This is a genomic window from Spirosoma humi, assembly GCF_054776575.1.
Genome location: NZ_BAAHBR010000020.1, coordinates 200,246 through 221,862, shown reverse-complemented (window position 1 = coordinate 221,862; position 21,617 = coordinate 200,246). Strand labels below are relative to the sequence as shown.

The window sequence follows — 21,617 nt, the reverse complement described above, 5'->3', positions numbered from 1 at the left end:
TACTGCCGATGGTACTGCTGTCACAAGCGGGAGAGTAGGAAGATGCCACCTATTGAAACCAGCGAAGGTCTGTCCCACAAGGACAGGCCTTTTTGCTTTTTAAGCAGCTAGGTTTTTATGCCTTAACTACACTTGATTAACAATCTAAGCAGGTACAGTTTGTATAAGTTGCTCTATTGTTGGCAGGGTAATCCTGGCCAATAATTGCTCTTCTAATAAGTCTGCCCAAACGTTCATGTAAGCAACAACGTCTTCCCGTACATTATGCTTAAGGTGCCTCTTTTCAAGGGGAAAACGTAATAAAACGGCACGATCATCAAGCCGTTCAAGATGCTTCAAATCTTCGAGCAGGAGGCCCACATTGAGTAATTCATTAATCAGGAGATCGATCGGCATTTGACTTGTAGAGCAGTAATCTTCGGCCTGCTCGTTCCAGTCACCATGACGTTGCATGGCATACTGATGAATCTGATCCTTGTTAAGTTTAGTCAATTGCTGGGCAAGATTGCCGCAATTACAGCCACCCATATGTCCCCATTGGTAAGGAGCGCCATGTTGCAAGCTGGAAGCTGTTTGACGGAGTGCATAAATTAATTCAGGAGTTGGGCGCGCCATAGCTATTGACTTTGTTTGTAGTTCACAGGACTATCCGCGAAACAGTGCTTATAACTGTTTTGTTCACATAGGAAATCATACGATAAAGAAAAGCCCGCATCGATGCGGGCTTTTCTTTATCGTACTAGTTCCATTAAATCCTTATCGTTTACCTCTTTGCGAATATCGGCCATATCGAGGAAGCGAGTATAGATGCCATCGAGCGTTGGCTTATCGTAGCGGAAACCGAGTAATTCAAGTCTATGTTTTAGCGCATGACGGCCACTGCGCGCTGTTAGGACAATCGAAGATTTAGGGACGCCCACATCGTGTGGGTTCATGATCTCATAATTCTCAGAATGCTTCAGGAAACCGTCCTGGTGAATGCCCGACGAGTGGGCGAATGCGTTGCGCCCAACAATCGCTTTGTTGGCCTGTACGGGCATTCGCATCATCTGCGACACCAGGTTGCTTACCGGAAATAGACGTGTCGCGTCAATGTTTGTATGCAAGCCTAATTCTTTCTTCACTTTGAGCGCCATGACCACCTCTTCAAGCGATGTATTACCGGCACGCTCGCCGATACCGTTCATGGTCACTTCTACCTGACGGGCACCATTCATTACGCCTGCCAGGGTATTTGCCGTGGCTAGGCCAAGATCGTTATGACAGTGAATAGAGATAGTAGCCTGATGCACATTTGATACATGCTCATAGATGTAGGCTATTTTCTTCCCATACTCATCCGGTAAACAATAACCCGTCGTATCCGGGATATTTACGACCGTGGCACCTGCTTTAATTACGGCTTCTGTTAGTTGAGCTAGGAAAGCCAAATCAGCACGACCGGCATCTTCAGCATAAAACTCGACGTCTTCAACATACGTCTTAGCATGTTTCACCGCTGCAATTGCTTGTTCCAGAATTTTCTCACGTGTGCTGGAAAATTTATTCCGAATGTGAATATCCGATGAACCGATACCCGTGTGAATACGTCCTCGCTTCGCCCATTTCAGGGCTTCGCCTGCAGCGTCAATATCGCCTTTTACAGCCCGACTTAGGGCGCAGATCGTTGGCTCTGTTACAGCTTTTGATATCTCGACAACTGAGCGAAAATCACCTGGACTTGAGATTGGGAATCCTGCTTCGATTACATCAACGCCCATACGCTCTAGTTCTTTTGCTACTACAATTTTCTCTTCAGTGGTTAGCTGGCAGCCTGGAACCTGTTCCCCGTCGCGCAGTGTAGTATCAAAAATGTAAACTCGCTGGCTCATAACTTGGTATCGATTGAAATAGAAATGATTCGTTAATTATAAAAGAAGCCCTTCCTCCGGTCAGAGAAAGGGCTCTTTACTATAGCATAACCTTCTCCGTCTTAAAAAACGTTTAGAATTTGCAGTCGGCAGGCTAAAAGATCAGTCATATATTAGTTTGCGAAATTTCGCTGTTCGCGTAAATACGCTACAAAAGTAAGCGTTTCTATTAATTTTACAAACACGAAGGAAAAATCAATTTATTAAAAATAAGCCTATTCCTAAACGGTCAGGAAGTGTAAAATTTGATCGCCCATGGCACTGGTTCCTAAAAGCTTGGTAGCCGGCGTTGTGGTATTAGCTATGTCCCGTGTGCGGAATCCGGCTTTAAGTACAGCGTCAACGGCTTGAACAACGGCTTCTGACTCGGCTTTCATGCCAAAGGATATATCCAGCATTAGCGCTACAGATAACACGGACGCCAAGGGATTCGCAACACCTTTTCCTGTAATGTCGTGCGCTGAACCGTGAATAGGTTCGTACAAACCTGTTGTGTCGCCTACGGAAGCAGAAGCTAACATACCCATCGAACCAGCGATCTGACTGGCTTCGTCTGTTAAAATATCGCCAAATAAATTGCCTGTTACAACAACGTCAAAACGCTTGGGGTCTTTGATCAACAACATGGCGGCTGCATCGACAAACTGGTGCTCTACCTCTACTTCTGGGTAGCGGGGGGCTATTTCCTGCACCACTTCCCGCCAGAGACGCGACGATTCCAGGACATTGGCCTTGTCAACCGAGCATAATTTTTTACGGCGGGTCATAGCCGCATCAAACGCCTTTGTAACGATCCGCTCCACCTCATAGCGGCTATAAATCATGGTGTCGTAAGCCGTATTACCTTCGTCTTTACGGCCACGTTCGCCAAAGTAAACGTCACCCGTCAATTCACGGAAGAACAGAATGTCGGCCCCTCTTAAAATCTCAGGCTTGATGCTCGATGCACTCAGGAGCTCATCAAATAGTTTTATGGGCCGCAGGTTAGCATATAAGCCGAGTGCTTTACGAATTCCCAGCAACCCCTGCTCCGGCCGAACCTTGGCCGATGGGTCGTTGTCGTATTTGGGATGGCCAACAGCACCGAATAAAATGGCATCGGACGCTTTAGATTTAGTAATGGTTTCGTCGGGAATTGGGTTGCCGGTAGCTTCAATGGCTTCGTGACCAATCAGGGCAGTATCGAAGCTGAATTCGTGATTGTACTTGCTGGCAATTGCTTCCAGAACTTGTTTGCCAACGGCTGTTACTTCCTGACCGATACCATCACCGGCAATAACTACAATGTGTTTTTTCATTTTAAAAGACTAAAGCGTAAGCGAGTGACGAGCTAGTTTGGGCGGTCATCCGCTACAGTAAGCGAGCAAAACTGAGTAAGAAAAAATTAATTGGCGGTGGACAAAGTCCTTATGTTAATTGGGGCGGATGGCTTCGGCAATGACATTCTTACCGATGACCTGACCAGTTGTTACTTTATCGAATAATCGGCTTACGGGGAAAATAACGCGGTCATAAAAAATAATCGACTCTTTCGTGATCCGGCCGTCTTTGCCCATCCATTTATAAAGCAGAGAAATAAAATAGCCGGCGAAATCGTAATACCGGCAATAGGTAACCTTTAAGCCAGCCTCTTCCAGGATTTGGCGAACCAGCTTTTTATCGTAGCGCCGGTAATGACCTACGTGTTCATCCATACTACTAAATATTTCCTGACGCGCTGGCACAAACACTTTAAGACGCCCACCCGGCTTGAGCTTTTTGTAAAGTTCCTTTACAATTTCACCATGGTATTCAATGTGCTCCAGCACGTTAATCGTATAAATCAAATCATATGTCTTCGATAATTGGCTGATGTCCGTATAAACGGGCTGTTTAATGAGCGGCAGCAACTCCGGATCTATTTCGGCAGCATCTACGCTACCCAGTGGAAATCGATTGGCATATTCGCCGTTACCCGCTCCAAAATCCAGTATAGCTTCTCCAGGGCGAATATCACGTGATACCCAGCGATAGAGGCCGCTGTTGTAATTGACGGCATGGCTCATCATTGCCAGATTATCAGCTCCGTTGTATTCTACTTTTTCTGCGGTTTGTTTGGCATGGCTCATAAGCTCGGAAGACGAATTTAGCGTTTAGCGTTCTTATCATTTTTGTCGAGCCCTAAGTTATTAAACGATTCGTCATTTTTAATCCAGGGTATTGAGCATTTTTTGCGTTGCTTTTATTGCCGACACGGTTTGGTCAGAATCTAGGCCCCGCGTTTTAAACTCACGGTTATTGAATTTCCAGGTAATGATCGTTTCGCAGAGGGCATCTGTTCGTCCACCCGTCGGAATCCGAACGGCATAATCGGTCAGAACGGGCAACGAGAGTTTCTTTTTGCTGTATACTTTCTTGAGGGCGTTCATAAACGCGTCGTATTGCCCGTCGCCCTGGGCACTTTCCTCAAATTGCTCATCCGCAATTCTGACGCGTAGGGTAGCGGAAGGCTTGAGATCTTTGGAGTGCGTCAGGACGTAGTTGAGAACTTCTACACAGGAAGTAACGGCGGCATTGTTCAGGACATCGGCAATGATATAAGGTAAATCTTCCCGAGTGACCGTTTCTTTCTGATCGCCTAATTCAATGACACGCTGGGTTACTTTCTTAAGGTCACCTTCCGATAGTTGAATACCTAATTCACGCAGGTTATTGTCGATATTCGCTTTACCCGACATTTTGCCCAGGGCATAGCTGCGTTTGCGACCAAAACGTTCGGGTAATAGCGTATTGAAATACAGGTTATTTTTCTTGTCTCCGTCGGCGTGTATACCTGCTGTTTGGGTAAACACATTGTCGCCAACGACAGGCTTGTTATCCGGAATACGCAGGCCCGAAAAGGTTTCAACGATCTTGCTGACCTGATACAGCGACTTTTCGACTACACCCGTCCGTACGTCGGGCATAAAGTCCCGCAATACCGCAATGGCACTGGCCATAGGCGCATTGCCCGCCCGTTCGCCCAGTCCGTTTACGGTTAGGTGTATGCCATGAGCCCCCGCCCGAATCGCTTCCATCACATTGGCTATGCTGAGGTCATAGTCGTTGTGGGCGTGGAAGTCAAAGTGGAGATCAGGATAGCGCTTTACCAACTGATTGACAAATGTGTAGGTTTCCGCTGGGGTCAATACGCCCAGCGTATCGGGTAGCAACACCCGTCGGATGGGCTGGGTATTGAGGAAATCCAGAAACTGAAGTACATAATCGGGCGAATTTCGCATGCCGTTGCTCCAGTCTTCCAAATAAATGTTAGTCTGGAAACCCCGGCGCTCGGCTTCGCCAATGACCTGCTGAATTTCGATAAAATGCTCTTCAGGCGTTTTCTTGAGCTGGTGGACCAGGTGATTAATCGATCCCTTGGTGAGCAGGTTCATTACCTTGGCCCCCGATGCCTGCATCCAGTCGAGTGAAGCTTCGCCATCCACGAAAGTCAGCACCTCAACCCGGTCGAGTAAACCGGCGCTTGCGGCCCAGTTCGTAATCTGCTGAACAGCTTCCAATTCCCCCGCCGACACGCGTGCCGAGCCAATCTCTACGCGGTCTACTCTAACTTCGGTAAGAAGCAACTGAGCCAGTGCCAGCTTTTCAGAGGCAGAAAACGATACTCCGCTGGTTTGTTCCCCATCGCGGAGTGTCGTATCCATTATTTCAATGTAGCGACGTTTCATAGGTAATGATAGAATGATAGAATGATAGAATGAGTGAATAGCCGACGTTCGATTTATTCACTCATTCACTCATTCTATCATTCACCAATTAGTTAAAAAGGTCGCGTTTCGGCGAAAGCGCCAATTTCGTTTTTCATTGACAAGAGGTAGTCGATGTCGTCGTACCCGTTGGTGAGATTGTGCTTCTTGTACTCGTTGATGGCGAAGCTTTCGCTTTCGCCCGTAGCCAGCAAGGTAATGGTTTGAGCAGGCAGATTTACCTCCAGTTCGGTTTTAGGGTCGGCTGCTATGGCCGCGAAGATCTTCTCCAGAAATTCGGGGCTGACCTTTACCGGTAGAATGCCGACGTTGATTGAGTTGTTCTGGAAAATGTCGGCGAAGAAACTGGAGACAACACACCGGAAGCCATAATCATAGATAGCCCAGGCTGCGTGTTCCCGGCTCGATCCGCTACCAAAGTTTTTGCCGCCAACCAGGATTTTACCAGAGTAGGTTGGGTTATTCAGGACAAAATCGGCCTTAGGCGTATTGTCATTGGCATACCGCCAGTCGCGGAAAAGGTTGTCGCCAAATCCCTTACGCTCAGTGGCTTTCAGAAAACGGGCGGGGATAATTTGATCGGTGTCTACGTTCTCAATGGGCATGGGAACGGCACTGCTGCGAAGTATGGTGAATTTGTCGTAAGCCATAGTGAATTGGTGATTTATGGTTTGTTACTGACACAGCAACAAACCACAAACGGTTTAGATAAACTGTCTTGGATCGGTTACTACACCCGTAACGGCAGCTGCCGCAGCAACCAGCGGACTGGCCAGTAAGGTGCGTGCTCCCGGCCCCTGACGACCTTCGAAGTTACGGTTGGAGGTAGAGACGGCGTATTTTCCGGCGGGAACTTTATCATCGTTCATGGCCAGACAAGCCGAGCAACCAGGCTGACGGAGTTCAAAACCGGCTTGGGTCAGAATATCAAGAATGCCTTCTTCCTGAATCTGCTTTTCGACAATGTGTGATCCTGGTACCAACCAGGCCGTTATGTTGTCTGCCTTCTTACGACCTTTCACAATAGACGCAAACGCCCGGAAATCTTCAATCCGGCCATTGGTGCAACTACCCAGGAAAACGAAATCGACAGGCTTGCCGAGCATGGTTTCGTTTTCGGCGAATCCCATGTATTGCAGCGATTTTTTGTAACTCGCTGAGCCGTCCTTCACTGTTTCGGCCATCGGAATCTGGTGCGTTACACCCGTACCTAAGCCTGGGTTTGTACCGTAGGTGATCTGTGGCTCAATATCGGCGGCATCGAACGTAAGGTCCACATCGAACGTGGCACCTTCGTCGGTTTTAAGCGATAACCAGTAAGGAACCAGTTTGTCCCACTGCTCACCTTTCGGCGACAGGTCGCGGCCTTTCAAATAGTTGAGCGTCGTTTCGTCGGGAGCGATCATACCCCCACGAGCACCCATTTCAATCGTCATGTTGCAGACCGTCATACGGCCTTCCATGCTCATATTCTCGAATACTTCACCGGCATACTCCACAAAATAACCCGTGGCGCCACTCGCCGAGGTTTGTGAGATGATGTATAGAATTACATCTTTGGGCAGCACTGCTTTACCCGGTTTCCCATTTACGGTAATCCGCATCTTCTTTGGTTTCGGCTGCATGATGCACTGCGTTGCCAGCACCATTTCGACTTCCGATGTACCAATACCAAAGGCAATAGCACCGAATGCGCCATGCGTTGACGTATGGGAATCCCCACAAACGATTGTCATACCGGGCAGAGTGATACCGTTTTCGGGACCAACTACGTGGACAATACCGTTTTTGATATGGCCGAGGCCCCAGTGCGAAATACCATAGTGAGCCGCATTTCGCTCCAGTGCCGCCAATTGATTGGCCGACAGAGGGTCTGATACCGGTAAATGCTGGTTGATTGTTGGGGTATTGTGGTCGGCGGTTGCAAACGTGCGGTCGGGAAACAGAACCGATGCGCCCCGGCCTTCCAGCCCCAGAAAAGCCACCGGGCTTGTGACTTCATGAATGAAATGACGGTCAATGAATAACACATCGGGGCCATCTTTAACGTGCCGAACGACGTGGGCATCCCACACTTTATCGAACAGGGTTGTTGGGGTACTCATAGCTGTAGAGGATAACGAATCGCTGTAATGTCTATAGTACTTTCCGACTATCGCGGGGATAGGGAAAGGTGGCTACAAAATTGATAAATCTTATTTAATGACGAATCCCGCCATTCGTCCACTAAATAGCGATTTTAGTTCAAACAGTTAGTTTGGGTGTAAAACCGTATTGATGTTTGTATGCCTTGATGAAGTGGGATACACTTTCGTAGCCGATTTCCATGCTTACTTCCGACACATTTTTATCGGTGTTCCGAAGTAGAAAATGAGCGTGTTCGAGTCGTTTCTGGCGTATCCAATGGCCGGGCGACGTATGAAAATGATCTTCGAACTCTCGTTTGAACGCCGATAAGCTTCTGCCTGATAATTTCGATAATTCGCTCATGGAGAGCGGCTTAAGGAAGTAGGTATTCATCAGGTAATCAAGATCTGTTTTCTGCCCCTGGTAGATATGGAGTAGTGTCGCCCGTAAATGCCCCGATGTGTCGAGTTCGAGCAGGTGTAACAGTAATTCCTGAAATTTGAGCCGAAGTAGCTCGTTCAAAAAAGGCGTTTTAGCGCCGAAATAGGGCAGCAGCGAGTTAATGAACGTCGTGAACGTGGGGGACGATGAGAAGGATAGAATGAGATCGGCCGGTAGGGGAGTAGGCAAGGCCTGAAATAAAGACAGATGCTGGCTGACAAATTCTTTCAGGAGTTTCTCATTGACAAAAAATACCAGACTTCGGTAATTGTTGTCAATGGATTCATTCATGGAATAGCAACCCCGCTGAAAAAACAAGATGTCGCCTTTGTGTACGTGCAGTTCCTGTGTGGGCGAGCTGAATTTCTTCTCGCCTTCCAGCACCACAATAACGGCATGTTCTTCAAAGAAAACCTCGTTCCGTTCTGGATATACGTCACTGCGGTAAGCCACAAACTTCATCTCAGACGCATCGGATCGGCGAATGTTCAGCGATTCGAACTGATTGGGCTGGATAGACGAGGGAACGCGGAGCATGTAGGAATAGTCTCTTAAGAGAGACTATAATTGAAACGTTACTATGTTCTTACTGAATATAGCTATTTATTAAAGGTTACTATTGACTAGACTATTAGCTTGTGTATATCCGGTAACGGATATGTATATGGTCGGTTCGTTTTTCTGCAATTAATAAAAAGGGCGCCTGATAGTCAATATTTGCTGAGAGTATGGCATTTATTGTCGGTATATGAACATCACCGATTAAGTGGCCAGGATGCATCCGAATGATTCCGATAAAGGGTTGCTTGTTTTTGAAAATCAACGTTCCAAAATCATCATCAAGCGTTAGAACGATCCTATTTTGTGAATAGGCATAAGTCAGAATTTCATGGTCTGGTGTATTGCCTAAACCAATCCCATTAACATGAATTATATCGAAACCTCTCTCGCGTAGTACATTCACTAGAGATGGATTAATATTCTCATCGGCTAAGATGCCAAAATCTGTTAATGTCATTAGGCCGCCATATCTACATCAATGATACGTTCGCTGCGTAATGCATGAATAGCGTATCGAACTGCTTCCTGAACGGCCTCTACTGACAATTGAGGAAATTCACGAACGATATCAGCTACGGAAGCACCGTTGGCAACGGTTTCCAAAATCAATTCTATACTGATGCGGGTGCCTTTGATACAGGGTTTTCCACCTAAAATACCAGGGGTAGATACAATGTGTTGGTATATCATAACTTGGTCTGTTTACACCAAAAACTGAAATAAGTCGGGCTGGTCGTTGAGGTATTCGAAGACAATGTTCTGCGCCTGCATTCGCTGGATGAGTGGACCAAAATCCTCCCGATGTTTCAGTTCAATGCCCACTACGGCGGGTCCTGTTTCGCGGTTTGTTTTCTTTGCGTACTCAAAACGGCTGATGTCGTCATCGGGGCCAAGTACGTTCAGGAAATCGCGGAAAGCACCGGCCCGTTGCGGAAACCGGATGATGAAGTAATGCTTCAGTCCCTCATACAGCAGGGAGCGTTCTTTAATTTCTTCCGTCCGGGTAATGTCGTTATTGCCTCCGCCAACCAGGCACACAACATTTTTGCCTTTAATTTCATCTTTCAGGAAATCCAGTGCGGCAATGGATAAGGCCCCGGCTGGTTCTGCCACGATAGCTTCCTCATTGTAAAGTTGCAGAATAGTCGTACACACCTTTCCTTCCGGGACCAGTAAGACGCGGTCAAGGTTCTTCCGGCAGATCTCAAACGTGGTATCACCAACACGCTTTACGGCAGCTCCATCCACAAATTTATCAATGTGATCGAGCGTAACGACATGACCTTCCTCGATGGCTACTTTCATGGATGGGGAACCGGCAGGTTCTACACCGATGAGCTTGGTTTTGGGACTTAACTGCTTAAAAACAGCCGAGACGCCCGAAGCCAAACCACCTCCCCCAATGGCCATGATGAGGTAATCGATCTTAAAGTTGGAGTCTTTGAAAATCTCCAGCCCGACCGTCCCCTGACCTTCCATGACCTGTACATCATCGAACGGATGCACAAACACACTGTCGTGGGTGTCAACAAATTCCATCGCTGCATGGTAAGCATCGTCGTACGTATCACCAACGAGAACCACTTTCACAAACTCTTTACCAAACAGTTTAACTTGCTTTACCTTTTGGTTGGGTGTTGTAGTAGGCATGAAAATAGTGCCATGAACGGCCATTTTCCGGCACGCATAGGCCAGGCCCTGGGCGTGGTTACCTGCACTGGCGCACACAACACCGTTAACCAGCGACTCCTTGGTCATACTGGCCATTTTGTTGTAAGCACCCCGAATCTTGTAGGATCTGACGACCTGTAAATCTTCCCGCTTGAGAAAAATAGTGGCTCCGTATCGGTCTGATAAGTTAATATTCTCCTGAAGGGGCGTATGCACAGCCACACCACGAAGCCGTTCGGCAGCCAAATAAATATTGTCGAGGTCAGGAAAGGTAAATTTCTTGTCGTCTACTACAGTGCTCATCACGTAAAGTTAAGCAAACTAAGAGATAGGGCCACGATTACGGGCGTGTGGATAAAACAATTGAGCGGATCAGACAGAGAAAATCTGTTCCAACCCGCTCAATTCGTTTAACTGGTTCGCTATGACTATGAAACTAGCTCCGTTCCGGACGCAGTGAGCGAACGGCTTTGCCAGCCTGCCACATTTCTGAATTACGTAGTTCGGCCAGTTCTACTTCCAATTTTTCGCGGTAATCGGGTTGCGAGTTGCGGGTGATACTGATTTCGGCCTGTTCCTGCGATTTTACCGAGTTGTACAATTGCTCGAATACGGGCTTCGTCGCATCGTGGAAAGGCTTCCACCAGTCGAGGGCACCACGCTGGGCAGTCGTTGAACAGTTAGCATACATCCAATCCATGCCGTTTTCGGCTACGAGTGGCATCAGCGATTGCGTCAGCTCTTCCACGGTTTCGTTGAACGCTTCGGATGGGCTGTGGCCATTGGCCCGCAGGACTTCATACTGAGCGGCAAAAATGCCCTGAATAGCGCCCATCAGCGTACCCCGTTCGCCGGTTAAATCAGACGTTACTTCTTTGTAGAAATCGGTTTCGAACAGGTAGCCCGAACCCACGCCGATGCCCATTGCAATGGCTTTGGTTCGTGCCTGACCTGAAGCATCCTGATAGATTGCGAAGCTGGAGTTCAGTCCTTTACCTTCTACGAACAACCGGCGCAGCGATGTACCCGATCCTTTAGGAGCAACCAGGAATACGTCAACGTCAGCGGGAGGAACAATGCCGGTTTTTTCTTTGTACGTTACGCCGAATCCGTGCGAAAAATACAGCGACTTACCTGGTTTGAGGGCGGCTTTCACCGTTGGCCAGAGTTCGATTTGAGCGGCATCGGAAAGCAGGAAGCAAATGATCGTGCCTTTTTCCAACGCTTCTTCGATTTCGAACAAGGTTTCGCCGGGTACCCAGCCATCGGCAATGGCTTTGTCGTATGTTTTGCCTTTCCGCTGCCCAACGATAACGTTAAAGCCATTGTCGCGCATATTCAACGACTGGCCGGGGCCTTGTACGCCATAGCCAATGACGGCAATGGTTTCATTGGCCAGCACTTCACGGGCTTTTTCCAGCGGAAATTCTTCCCGCGTTACAACTTGTTCCTCAACTCCTCCGAAATTAATCGTTGCCATGTTTAATTGGTTTTGTACTCGTATTGTGTAATTGTGATTGGTTATAAATAATACGCCCATTCGGATTCGGGCAGGTACTCGACCAGACCCTTCTCTGTTTTGCCAACCGCTACGCGACCCGAGCGAACAAACTCCAGGATTTCGTATTGTTTGAGGTAAGCAAAAAACTCGAAAATATCCGTGTCGTTTCCTGTTTTCTCGATAACAACGTAATCCAGACCCCAGTAAACGACCCAGGCTTTATATTCTTTATTGATGGTTTCAACATCCAGCGACTTGCTGCCGAGTGGGGTTGAAATCTTGAACAGCGCAATTTCGTTGTAAACGATCTCGTCATTGAGATAACCGAACACGGCCATCACTTCAACGATTTTACGGATCTGGCGGACAAGTTTTTCGACTTCTTCGCGCGACTCGTGTTTGATGACAATCGTGAACCGGGATACGCCTTTTCGCTCCGTTTCCGAAACGGTCAGGCTCTCGATGTTGATGCGTCGACGGGTAAAAATGATTGTGATGCGATTAAGCAGCCCAATGGTATTTTCCGTGAATATGCAGATGGTGTAGGTAGTCATTTTATTTCAGTCTGATCTGCGAAACACTGGCTCCGGCGGGCACCATCGGAAATACGTTCTCTTCTTTTTCGACGATCACTTCGAGCAGAAATGGTCCATCGTTAGCCAGGAGTGTATCGAGGGCATCGGAGAGATTAGCTCGTTCATCACAGGTTTGTCCATCCATACCAAAGCCGCGGGCGATGGTAATAAAATCGGGATTTTGTAGCTCAACAAACGAATAACGGCGCTCATGAAAGAGCTGCTGCCACTGGCGTACCATGCCGAGGAAGTTGTTGTTCAGAATGATGGCCTTCACGGGCTGCTTGTTCTGCACAATGGTGCCAAGCTCCTGCAAGGTCATCTGAAAACAGCCATCGCCAATAACGGCGACGACCTGCCGGTCGGGAGCGCCCACCTGTGCGCCAAAGGCGGCTGGTAAGGCAAACCCCATCGTACCCATCCCACCCGAAGTGACCAGGCTATTGGGCCGCCGAAACTGATAGTACCGGGAGGCCATCATTTGGTGCTGCCCCACATCGGTCACCAGAATAGCTTCACCTTTGGTTTTCGTGGATAGCATGTCGATCACTTCGGCCATTCGAATCTTCCCATCCGTATTGGTTAACTCAGGAATCGTAATGGTTTCGTTTTCGATGGCGTCATACTTGCGAAACTCATTCCGCCAAATGGTGTGATCATTGGGCTTTACAAGCGGTAACAAGGCTTTTATAACTTCTTTGGCATCGCCAACAACGGGCGCGTCGGCGCGAATGATCTTATCAATTTCTGACGGGTCGATTTCGATGTGGACGACTTTGGCCTGTTTAATGTATTTGCTGGCATCCCCCGTTACCCGGTCGTCGAAGCGCATTCCGATAGCAATGATTACATCGGCCTGATCGGTCATTACATTCGGGCCGTAGTTCCCATGCATGCCCAGCCAGCCAACGTAAAGGGGGTGATTGGTAGGAATGGTGGACTGCCCCAGTAAGGTCGTTGCAACAGGGATCCCCGTTTTTTCGGCGAGCTCACGTAGTTCATCTTCCGCTTTGGCGATCTGTACACCGTGCCCTACGAGAATGTAGGGCCGTTTTGCTGAGTTGATCAAGGCGGCTGCCGCTTCGACCTGCTCCTGTTTGGGGATGCGCCGTGGCCGGTAGCTCACCAGACTCTGGCAGCGCTCGTACACGTATGGCTTGGTCATTAACTCCAGTTGAGCACTTTTGGTCATATCGATCAGGACAGGACCCGGCCGGCCGGATTGCGCGATATAGAAGGCTTTAGACAGGATATCGGGCACTTCGTCGGCATCCGTAATCTGGTAGTTCCATTTGGTTATCGGCATGGTAACGCCCATAACATCGGCTTCCTGGAAGGCATCCGTACCTAATAATTTTTTGCCAACCTGACCAACCAGACAAACCAGGGGCGTAGAGTCGATCAGGGCATCGGCAATGGCTGTCACCAGATTGGTGGCCCCTGGACCAGATGTGACCAGGCAAACGCCCGCCCGGCCTGTTACACGGGCATAACCCTGGGCCGCATGACCAGCCCCCTGCTCATGACGCACCAGAATATGATTTATCTGCTCCTGGTAGTCATAAAGGGCATCATAGACGGGCATGATGGCTCCACCAGGATAACCAAAAATGGTATCTACGCCTTCGGCCAACAGGGCTTTCATCAGGGCATGCGAGCCGTTGATGTATGTAGGAGCCGGCGCGTCCACTGGGGCAGCCTCCACTGCGTGAGCGGTTTCCGGTTTAATACTGGCGATTGCTTCCATGATGTATGGTCAATTTTAGCGTTGTATTCAGTTTGTTGACTTACTGTTGGTAATAGATTTAAGTCCCACGGTCCAGTAGTGGGTGGAAAATCTGTTTTTACATTTCATCCGTTACGCAACCCTCACTCGCTGATTTTACATTGCGGATGTATTTACCTAGCACACCTTTCGAGAAAAGGGGAGCGGGTTTCTGCCAGTCGCTTTTGCGCTGCGCCATCTCTTCGTCCGAAATGTGAAGCGTCAGTTCGCGGCTAACAGCGTCGATCGTGATCCGGTCACCATCATGGACGAGGGCAATTGGCCCGCCTTCAAACGCTTCCGGCGTAACGTGACCCACCACGAAGCCGTGAGTACCACCCGAAAAGCGGCCGTCGGTAATCAGCGCTACTTTATCGCCGAGGCCTGCGCCCATAATGGCGGAGGTTGGTTTCAGCATTTCGCTCATGCCTGGGCCGCCTTTGGGGCCAGCGTTACGTATGACAAGGACTTGACCAGGCAGAATTTCGCCTTTTTGAAGAGCATCGATCACTTCGCCTTCATGCTCGCACACTTTGGCTATGCCATCAAATCGAAGCCCTTCTTTGCCTGTGATCTTGGCAACGGCGCCGGTTGGCGATAGGTTGCCTCGCATAATCTGAATATGCCCCGTTGCTTTGATTGGCTTGCTCAGGGGGAAGACAATCTTTTGCGTATCAAAATTTAAATCGCGTGCTTCTTCCAGGTTTTCGGCTACTGTTTTACCCGTAACGGTCATGCACTCCCCGTGAATAAATCCGTTCTGATATAAGTATTTCATCACGGCCGGCACGCCCCCAATCGCGAGCATATCCTCCATGTAATATTTGCCGCTCGGTTTTAAATCAGCCAATAAGGGGGTTCGATCGCTGATCGCCTGAATCTCGTCGAGCGTCAGCGTAATACCAGCCGCTCGTGCAATCGCCAGGTAGTGCAGTACGGCATTGGTCGAACCACCGAGTGCCATTACAATCGTTAGCGCGTTTTCGAGCGATTTACGAGTGATGATCTCCGCGGGCGTAATGTTGCGTTCCAGCAACAGCCGCATGGCCGCGCCAATTTTCTTACATTCTTCCTGCTTGCCTTCGTGCGTAGCTGGGTAAGTGCTGCTAAAAGGCAAACTCAGGCCCATTGCTTCAATACTGCTGGCCATCGTATTGGCCGTATACATGCCACCACAGGCACCGGCCCCCGGAATGGAGTTTTTAATGACGCCTTCGTAATCTTCGTCAGATATATTACCCGCGTATTTTTTGCCCAGTGCTTCGAAAGCAGAGACAATGTCTAGCTTTTGTCCTTTATAATGGCCCGAACGAATCGTACCCCCATATACCATGATACCCGGCCGATCAAGGCGAGCCATCGCCATAACGGCACCCGGCATGTTTTTGTCGCAGCCAACTACCGTCACTACACCATCGTACCACTGAGCGGCCACAACGGATTCAATAGAATCGGCGATCAGATCCCGGCTGGGCAGCGAATAGCGCATGCCATCATTCCCGTTGGTCATACCATCGGATACACCGATCGTGTTAAAAATCAGCCCGACTAGGCCACTGGCCTGAATTCCCTGCTTTACGTAGACCGACAAGCCGTTCAAGTGCATATTGCAGGTATTACCCTCATAGCCCGTGCTGGCTATGCCAATTTGGGGTTTCTGCATATCGTCCTCGCTCAGGCCAACTCCGTAGAGCATGGCTTTTGCGGCTGGATTACTTATCTCCTGGGTCAGAGTACGGCTAAATCGGTTGAGTTCGGTTGTCGGCTGCTCGGTAATCATATTTAACATTTAGCGAAATTTCGCTGATAGTGTAATAACGCCGTAAATAAAGCCGATGTTTATGGAAAAGGCAAGAAAAAACGCATTATTTGTTCGCTAGGATCTGGCTGTATTAATTTTGGGGTATGACAACTGAAACAACTTCCCATTACGATCATCTGGAGCAAATGTCGGTTCATGACTTGCTGCTCAATATCAATAAAGAAGACAAAACGGTACCCCTGGCTGTCGAACAGGCAATTCCGCAAATTGAAGCGCTGGTGACGCAGATCGTTGATCGCATGCGTAAGGGAGGGCGACTTATTTATATTGGCGCTGGTACCAGTGGTCGATTGGGTGTCGTCGATGCGTCGGAATGTCCACCAACGTATGGCGTGCCGCATGACCTGGTTATTGGGTTAATGGCTGGCGGTGATGGAGCCATTCGAAAAGCCGTTGAATACGCCGAAGATGATGCAGAACAAGCCTGGAAAGATATTGCGCCTTATCAACCTGATTCGACCGACACAGTGATTGGTATTGCTGCGTCGGGTCGCACGCCGTATGTAATAGGTGGGTTGAATGAAGCCCGGAAAGCGGGTCTTTTAACGGGTTGTATCGTTTGTAATGCCGGTTCGGCAGTGGCACAGGCGGCCGAATTTCCAGTGGAGGTAGTTACAGGGCCGGAATTCGTAACGGGCAGTACGCGGATGAAAGCCGGAACGGCTCAGAAGCTTGTTTTGAATATGATTTCAACTTCGGTCATGATTCAGCTGGGGCGCGTGAAAGGCAATAAAATGGTCGATATGATGTTGACTAATATTAAATTACAGGATCGGGCCGCCAAGATGGTCATGGATGAAATTGGCGTTAGCCGGGAACAGGCCGAAGCCTTACTGGCTAAATTCGGGAACGTCCGTGGAGCCATCGATGGCTTCGCTCAGGCTGGAAAATAAATAGACCGTAAGGGACGGCCTCGAAAGCAGGATTTATCGGTTATGCCTGTTCGGTGGAACGCTTTGAGTGCAGCGGGATGCCCGCCCGGCTCCTCCATTCTTTTGGCTGATCAAGGGTTGTTAATAACATTCCCACTTCGGCCATGCAACGAATTAGCGAATAACAACCGACCGTTGGCGTAGCTTTAGCGGTTAGTACTGGCTGCGTGTGCTGATCGAGCACTAGAAACCAACCCGTCTGTTTTGGATCAGGAAAGTGCTGGAAGGTATAATCGTGTATCCGTTTAAACCATTTTAGGCAGTCGGGATGGCGCGTGTGCTCGTATCCTTTTAACAGGGCTGACAGCGCTTCCAACTGAACCCAGGCCCACTTGTGCTGCCAGTCGGGGAAAATAAATGCCTGCTGTTTGAAATCGACATACTGGTTTAAGCCCGCGCTGGCTTCGTCCCATGCCTGTTCACAAAGACGTAGACACCAGGTGACGACTGACAGGGCTGACCGACGATTGTTGTTGATGAGGGATCCCGTCTTGGCAGATGTGCTCTCGGCGTAAAAGTCGAGTAGATAACAAGCGGTTTGGAAGGAAAGTCCAACGTTCAGACGTCGGCCCTCCGGCGTGTTCAAAAAGGCACCGTCGGGTAGGATAAATTCGCGGAGGGTGTCTGTCCGTCGGTCGATAAAACCGTGCAGAATATCCTGCATGACAAGGTCTACCGTTTGTTTCCAGCTATCCTCGGCCAGCAACGGCTGCATGGTCAAAACCATTTTCAGAACCGCTGCCGTTTCGCCCAGGTGCCGTATTTGCCGGAGGCCACCAAGCGTACTAGTTTGTTCCGTATGAACGTTGGCCCGGTGCTCAAGTGCACTTGAATAAGCTTGTTTTGCCAACATGGCCCATTCATCCTGCTTGGTTGCGCGGTGCATGTGTGCGTACGCCATAACCGCAAAACTAGCTGGAACAAGGTCTGCGGATTGGGAAACTGGCCGACCGCGTCGGTCGAGTTGGGCGTAGCAGGCCAGTGAATCATCGTGGGCAAACTGACTGAGAAAGCTGGCTCCATGACTGGCATGGTCGAGCCAGGTCGGCTGGCCGTCGAGGGTTGTATAAAGCCAGGCAAAAGTCCACACTTGCTGAGCCTGCAGGGACACAAATTTGTCGCCTTCTATTCGTTCGCCCGTTGCTGACAGCAGATCAACGTAGCCTCCACATTGTTCATCCCGGCTGCTGTTCAGCCAGAAGGGCACGACCTGCCTTAACAAGGCCTGTTGGTAGGTGGCGGATAGTTTCTGAAAATCAAGCACGGTATAAATATAGAACGCGGATCAGGTGAATTTCGCGGACCTACGGATAAATGTTACTTTAAAATCCGTACTAATCCGCGAGATTCATCTGACCCGCGTTCCTGGAAAGGTAAATCAATATACTTTTTCTACTTCGCGTTGCTCCTTTTCTTCGGGCAGGATGAACTTCATCGGCTTGCCAACTTTACCCGGAAGCAAAGCTATATCGAGAACCTGATCGACGGTATCGGCATAGTGAAAAATCAGATCTTTAATGTACGACGGGTTGATTTCCTCGATGTCTTTGCGGTTTTTCGAGCAGAGAATCAACTCTTTGATACCCGCCCGGTTGGCTGCCAGAATTTTCTCTTTGATACCACCTACGGGCAGCACTTTACCCCGGAGCGTCACCTCGCCAGTCATTGCCAGATATGGCTTAACCTTGCGCTGTGTATAGATGGAGGTCATCGACGTAAGCATTGTGATCCCGGCTGAAGGCCCGTCCTTCGGAACAGCACCGGCCGGAATGTGAATGTGCAGATCGTAATGATTAAAAATACGATAGTCAATCCCCAGTTCATCGGCATGGGCTTTTAGGTAGGAAAGTGCCGTAATCGCCGACTCCTTCATCACATCACCAAGCTGACCTGATAACGTCAGTACACCTTTGCCCCGACTCAAACTCGACTCAATCAGCAGGATTTCCCCCCCGACCTGCGTCCAGGCCAGACCCGTAACGACACCGGCAATGTCATCGTCGGCATACAGTTCTTTGTCGAAGATTTCGGCACCCAGCATCTTGGGAATATCGCTCACCTTAATGGTATGGTTGTATTCCTCTTCCATCGCAATGGATTTGGCAACCTTACGGATGAGGGCGCCAATTTTCTGTTCCAGATTCCGAACGCCCGATTCGCGGGTGTAGCCTTCAATAATGCGCAGAACGGCTTTATCGTCGAACACCAGATCTTTGGGCTTTAAGCCATGATCCCGGCGTTGCTTTGGAATCAGGTACTTCTTCGCGATCTGAACTTTCTCTTCAACTGTATAGCCCGCAATGTCAATGATTTCCATCCGGTCGCGCAGGGCGGGATGAATGGTGTCGAGCGAGTTGGCCGTGGCAATGAACAATACCCGCGAAAGATCGAATTCCGTTTCGAGGTAGTTGTCCATAAACGTCGAGTTCTGCTCCGGGTCCAGTACTTCGAGTAAGGCTGACGATGGATCGCCCCGGAAATCAGAACTCACCTTATCGATTTCATCCAGAATAAATACCGGGTTGGCCGTGCCGCACTTACGGATGTTCTGAATGACTTTGCCCGGCATAGCACCAATGTACGTTTTCCGGTGGCCGCGAATCTCGGCTTCATCATGAACACCACCCAGCGCCATACGGCTGTATTTACGGCCCAGGGCCTTAGCTACCGATTTTCCCAGTGAGGTTTTACCCACGCCCGGAGGGCCATAAAGGCACAGAATTGGGGCTTTCATGTCGTTTTTCAGTTTCAGAACGGCGAGATATTCAATAATCCGCTCTTTCACTTTTTCCAGGCCGAAATGGTCGGTATCCAGAATTTTTTGCGCCCGCTTCAGATCGAAGTTGTCCTTGGTGTATTCATTCCAGGGCAGGTCGACCATCAGCTCAACATAATTCATGGTTACCGGATATTCCGGCGCCATTGGATTGATACGCTGTAACTTGGTAAGTTCTTTATCAAAATGGGAGCGAACCTCGGCGGGCCACTTTTTACGATCGGCCCTGATCCGCAGCTCATCAATCTCGCGGTCGGGGTTTTCCATGCCCAGCTCATCCTGCAACACCTTCATCTGCTGACGCAGGTAGTAATCGCGCTGTTGCTGGTCGAGGTCCGATGACGCTTTAGACTGAATTTCACGTTTAAGTTCGAGCAACTGAACCTCCCGAAGCATAAATTCGAGCAGCAGATTCGCTTGCTGGTGTCCTTCGAGCGTTTCTAAAAGGCGTTGTTTATCGGCGACATCGGCGTTGACATTCGACGACAGAAAGTGTAACAGAAACGTTGGGCTTTCTATATTATCGAGTGCGATACGAGCCTCTTGCGGAATTTCCGGATTGAGACGCAGCATTTTGTAGGCAGCATCTTTCAGCGATTGAAGCAGCGCTTTGCCTTCTTTCTTGTTCACGTTCGTAAAGGAGTCGTCAATCTGGCGAACCTGAGCCGTCATAAACGGCTCCTCCTGCGTAAACTGCTGAATTTCAAATCGCTTCTTACCCTGGATGATAATGGTAATGTTGCCATCGGGCAGCGTAATCATTTTTATGATGTAAGCGACCGTGCCAAAGCGGTAAAGATCATCGGCCGTTGGTTCATCCTTCTGCTGATTCAGCTGCGCTACTACACCTATAATCCGGTTTCCTTTATATGCCTTTTTAACTAATCGTATCGACTTTGAGCGGCCAACCGTAACGGGAATAACCATACCCGGAAACAAAACCGTGTTTCGAACGGGCAGAATCGGCAGGTTGGCTGGTAATTCGTAATCATCATCTAACCCTTCTGGCGACCCAAGCGGTACAATCTCTAAATTGTCCGAATCGAAATCGGTCATCAACAAGCGGGTAGCTAAATCTTGGTCTGAATGCATAAGTACACTGCCAGCTTGGCAGCATTGAATATTTGGTGCCTGAATTATGGGAAAGGCAGGGAGTACGGGATATTCGCAAGGTCCGTGCCAATCATGATCTTGTGACGAACTGGCGGACCTGTCGTTACAATAACAAAACTAACTAATTAGGCTACTTAGTAGCCTATAAATTTATTATTCGATTGAAATGTCCTGAATGGGCTGATTTTTACGGAAGACAAAGGTTTTTTTGTGGCCCTGATACTGAACATTAACCATATTTACCTGATCGTCAAACATTTCCATCAAGACATTCTGCTTCAATAAACCACCCCGAAAGGGCTCGGCGAGGGGCATTTCCAGATAAATCCAGTGGGCATCTGTCTCAACTTCATAGCCTACATATTTAATGGGCTTGATTTGCTTCTGCGAGTTTACATATGAAAAATGTGACAGTACATATTTTTCGATCAACGGGTCCTGTTTTCCGGGTCCACTCAGGTTGACTTTACTCTTAGACGCTTCAGCCAGCGTTTTCTCAAAATCATCGGTAAATATCCGGATACTGATTTCGAAAGCTCGCTCTTTTGCATTGTATTGCATTTGCGTTACACTGGCGTGAAAATCATGCGCCGGTCGGCTAGCCATCAGGCTAAGCAGTAAAATACCGCTGACTATTTTTGTTAGCACAGAAAACACAGGGTTGCTTTACAACGAAC

The 21,617-nt window shown here is 48.9% G+C and carries 19 protein-coding genes; 1 reads left to right on the top strand and 18 read right to left on the bottom strand.

The window, feature by feature from the left end; genetic code table 11:
• Nucleotides 1-144: 144 nt before the first annotated feature.
• The 15 genes from ACYU8Y_RS27375 to ilvD all read right to left on the bottom strand — a co-directional run bounded on the left by ACYU8Y_RS27375 (nt 145) and on the right by ilvD (nt 16,077).
• Nucleotides 145-615: a hypothetical protein gene (locus tag ACYU8Y_RS27375; RefSeq protein ID WP_460941403.1), complete on the bottom strand. Its 471-nt coding sequence runs from the start codon at nt 613-615 to the stop codon at nt 145-147.
• A gap of 116 nt (nt 616-731) precedes the next feature.
• On the bottom strand, nt 732-1,871 hold the full coding sequence (locus tag ACYU8Y_RS27370; protein ID WP_460941402.1) for a 2-isopropylmalate synthase: 1,140 nt from the start codon (nt 1,869-1,871) through the stop codon (nt 732-734).
• 260 nt (nt 1,872-2,131) lie between these two features.
• A complete protein-coding gene (leuB, locus tag ACYU8Y_RS27365) occupies nt 2,132-3,208 on the bottom strand; it encodes a 3-isopropylmalate dehydrogenase (protein ID WP_460941401.1) in 1,077 nt (358 codons plus the stop codon).
• Nucleotides 3,209-3,322: 114 nt separating this feature from the next.
• Nucleotides 3,323-4,018: a class I SAM-dependent methyltransferase gene (locus ACYU8Y_RS27360; RefSeq protein ID WP_460941400.1), complete on the bottom strand. Its 696-nt coding sequence runs from the start codon at nt 4,016-4,018 to the stop codon at nt 3,323-3,325.
• 78 nt (nt 4,019-4,096) lie between these two features.
• On the bottom strand, nt 4,097-5,617 hold the full coding sequence (locus tag ACYU8Y_RS27355; RefSeq protein ID WP_460941399.1) for an alpha-isopropylmalate synthase regulatory domain-containing protein: 1,521 nt from the start codon (nt 5,615-5,617) through the stop codon (nt 4,097-4,099).
• A 92-nt stretch (nt 5,618-5,709) separates the two neighbouring features.
• Nucleotides 5,710-6,306, bottom strand: coding sequence for a 3-isopropylmalate dehydratase small subunit (gene leuD / locus ACYU8Y_RS27350; RefSeq protein WP_460941398.1), 597 nt, complete (start codon nt 6,304-6,306; stop codon nt 5,710-5,712).
• 54 nt (nt 6,307-6,360) lie between these two features.
• Nucleotides 6,361-7,761, bottom strand: a complete 1,401-nt coding sequence (leuC, locus tag ACYU8Y_RS27345) for a 3-isopropylmalate dehydratase large subunit (protein ID WP_460941397.1) — start codon at nt 7,759-7,761, stop codon at nt 6,361-6,363.
• Nucleotides 7,762-7,900: 139 nt separating this feature from the next.
• Nucleotides 7,901-8,761 carry a helix-turn-helix transcriptional regulator gene (locus tag ACYU8Y_RS27340; RefSeq protein WP_460941396.1) on the bottom strand — a complete coding sequence of 287 codons (861 nt, stop codon included), beginning with the start codon at nt 8,759-8,761 and terminating at the stop codon, nt 7,901-7,903.
• A 94-nt stretch (nt 8,762-8,855) separates the two neighbouring features.
• Nucleotides 8,856-9,242, bottom strand: coding sequence for a DUF5615 family PIN-like protein (locus ACYU8Y_RS27335; RefSeq protein WP_460941395.1), 387 nt, complete (start codon nt 9,240-9,242; stop codon nt 8,856-8,858).
• Nucleotides 9,242-9,475, bottom strand: a complete 234-nt coding sequence (locus ACYU8Y_RS27330) for a DUF433 domain-containing protein (RefSeq protein ID WP_460941394.1) — start codon at nt 9,473-9,475, stop codon at nt 9,242-9,244. Before ACYU8Y_RS27330 ends, ACYU8Y_RS27335 begins: the two co-directional genes overlap by 1 nt.
• A 12-nt stretch (nt 9,476-9,487) precedes the next feature.
• Nucleotides 9,488-10,759 carry a threonine ammonia-lyase gene (ilvA, locus tag ACYU8Y_RS27325; protein ID WP_460941393.1) on the bottom strand — a complete coding sequence of 424 codons (1,272 nt, stop codon included), beginning with the start codon at nt 10,757-10,759 and terminating at the stop codon, nt 9,488-9,490.
• Nucleotides 10,760-10,892: 133 nt separating this feature from the next.
• Nucleotides 10,893-11,936 (bottom strand): ketol-acid reductoisomerase, encoded by a 1,044-nt coding sequence (gene ilvC, locus ACYU8Y_RS27320; protein ID WP_460941392.1) that lies wholly within the window; start codon nt 11,934-11,936, stop codon nt 10,893-10,895.
• 41 nt (nt 11,937-11,977) lie between these two features.
• Nucleotides 11,978-12,511: an acetolactate synthase small subunit gene (gene ilvN, locus ACYU8Y_RS27315; protein ID WP_460941391.1), complete on the bottom strand. Its 534-nt coding sequence runs from the start codon at nt 12,509-12,511 to the stop codon at nt 11,978-11,980.
• A 1-nt stretch (nt 12,512) separates the two neighbouring features.
• Nucleotides 12,513-14,279 (bottom strand): biosynthetic-type acetolactate synthase large subunit, encoded by a 1,767-nt coding sequence (gene ilvB, locus ACYU8Y_RS27310; RefSeq protein WP_460941390.1) that lies wholly within the window; start codon nt 14,277-14,279, stop codon nt 12,513-12,515.
• A gap of 97 nt (nt 14,280-14,376) precedes the next feature.
• The gene (ilvD, locus tag ACYU8Y_RS27305) at nt 14,377-16,077 is read right to left on the bottom strand and encodes a dihydroxy-acid dehydratase (protein ID WP_460941389.1); all 1,701 of its coding nucleotides are present in this window, start codon (nt 16,075-16,077) and stop codon (nt 14,377-14,379) included.
• A 125-nt stretch (nt 16,078-16,202) separates the two neighbouring features.
• On the opposite strand from ilvD, the gene murQ reads away from it, so the two are divergent.
• Complete coding sequence (murQ, locus tag ACYU8Y_RS27300; protein ID WP_460941388.1) at nt 16,203-17,012, top strand: N-acetylmuramic acid 6-phosphate etherase; 810 nt, start codon at nt 16,203-16,205, stop codon at nt 17,010-17,012.
• 40 nt (nt 17,013-17,052) lie between these two features.
• Here murQ and ACYU8Y_RS27295 read toward each other — a convergent pair whose 3' ends face one another.
• The 3 genes from ACYU8Y_RS27295 to ACYU8Y_RS27285 all read right to left on the bottom strand — a co-directional run bounded on the left by ACYU8Y_RS27295 (nt 17,053) and on the right by ACYU8Y_RS27285 (nt 21,588).
• The gene (locus ACYU8Y_RS27295; protein WP_460941387.1) at nt 17,053-18,315 is read right to left on the bottom strand and encodes an AGE family epimerase/isomerase; all 1,263 of its coding nucleotides are present in this window, start codon (nt 18,313-18,315) and stop codon (nt 17,053-17,055) included.
• 114 nt (nt 18,316-18,429) lie between these two features.
• Nucleotides 18,430-20,919 carry an endopeptidase La gene (lon, locus tag ACYU8Y_RS27290; protein ID WP_460941386.1) on the bottom strand — a complete coding sequence of 830 codons (2,490 nt, stop codon included), beginning with the start codon at nt 20,917-20,919 and terminating at the stop codon, nt 18,430-18,432.
• A gap of 174 nt (nt 20,920-21,093) precedes the next feature.
• Nucleotides 21,094-21,588, bottom strand: a complete 495-nt coding sequence (locus ACYU8Y_RS27285) for a DUF6702 family protein (protein WP_460941385.1) — start codon at nt 21,586-21,588, stop codon at nt 21,094-21,096.
• Between the last annotated feature and the right edge of the window lie 29 nt (nt 21,589-21,617).

Bases quoted from the DNA above. Each gene is read 5' to 3' on its own strand.
- ACYU8Y_RS27375 (WP_460941403.1), bottom strand. From the start codon at position 615: ATGGCGCGCCCAACTCCTGAATTAATTTATGCACTCCGTCAAACAGCT.
- ACYU8Y_RS27370 (WP_460941402.1), bottom strand. From the start codon at position 1,871: ATGAGCCAGCGAGTTTACATTTTTGATACTACACTGCGCGACGGGGAA.
- leuB (WP_460941401.1), bottom strand. From the start codon at position 3,208: ATGAAAAAACACATTGTAGTTATTGCCGGTGATGGTATCGGTCAGGAA.
- ACYU8Y_RS27360 (WP_460941400.1), bottom strand. From the start codon at position 4,018: ATGAGCCATGCCAAACAAACCGCAGAAAAAGTAGAATACAACGGAGCT.
- ACYU8Y_RS27355 (WP_460941399.1), bottom strand. From the start codon at position 5,617: ATGAAACGTCGCTACATTGAAATAATGGATACGACACTCCGCGATGGG.
- leuD (WP_460941398.1), bottom strand. From the start codon at position 6,306: ATGGCTTACGACAAATTCACCATACTTCGCAGCAGTGCCGTTCCCATG.
- leuC (WP_460941397.1), bottom strand. From the start codon at position 7,761: ATGAGTACCCCAACAACCCTGTTCGATAAAGTGTGGGATGCCCACGTC.
- ACYU8Y_RS27340 (WP_460941396.1), bottom strand. From the start codon at position 8,761: ATGCTCCGCGTTCCCTCGTCTATCCAGCCCAATCAGTTCGAATCGCTG.
- ACYU8Y_RS27335 (WP_460941395.1), bottom strand. From the start codon at position 9,242: ATGACATTAACAGATTTTGGCATCTTAGCCGATGAGAATATTAATCCA.
- ACYU8Y_RS27330 (WP_460941394.1), bottom strand. From the start codon at position 9,475: ATGATATACCAACACATTGTATCTACCCCTGGTATTTTAGGTGGAAAA.
- ilvA (WP_460941393.1), bottom strand. From the start codon at position 10,759: ATGAGCACTGTAGTAGACGACAAGAAATTTACCTTTCCTGACCTCGAC.
- ilvC (WP_460941392.1), bottom strand. From the start codon at position 11,936: ATGGCAACGATTAATTTCGGAGGAGTTGAGGAACAAGTTGTAACGCGG.
- ilvN (WP_460941391.1), bottom strand. From the start codon at position 12,511: ATGACTACCTACACCATCTGCATATTCACGGAAAATACCATTGGGCTG.
- ilvB (WP_460941390.1), bottom strand. From the start codon at position 14,279: ATGGAAGCAATCGCCAGTATTAAACCGGAAACCGCTCACGCAGTGGAG.
- ilvD (WP_460941389.1), bottom strand. From the start codon at position 16,077: ATGATTACCGAGCAGCCGACAACCGAACTCAACCGATTTAGCCGTACT.
- murQ (WP_460941388.1), top strand. From the start codon at position 16,203: ATGACAACTGAAACAACTTCCCATTACGATCATCTGGAGCAAATGTCG.
- lon (WP_460941386.1), bottom strand. From the start codon at position 20,919: ATGCATTCAGACCAAGATTTAGCTACCCGCTTGTTGATGACCGATTTC.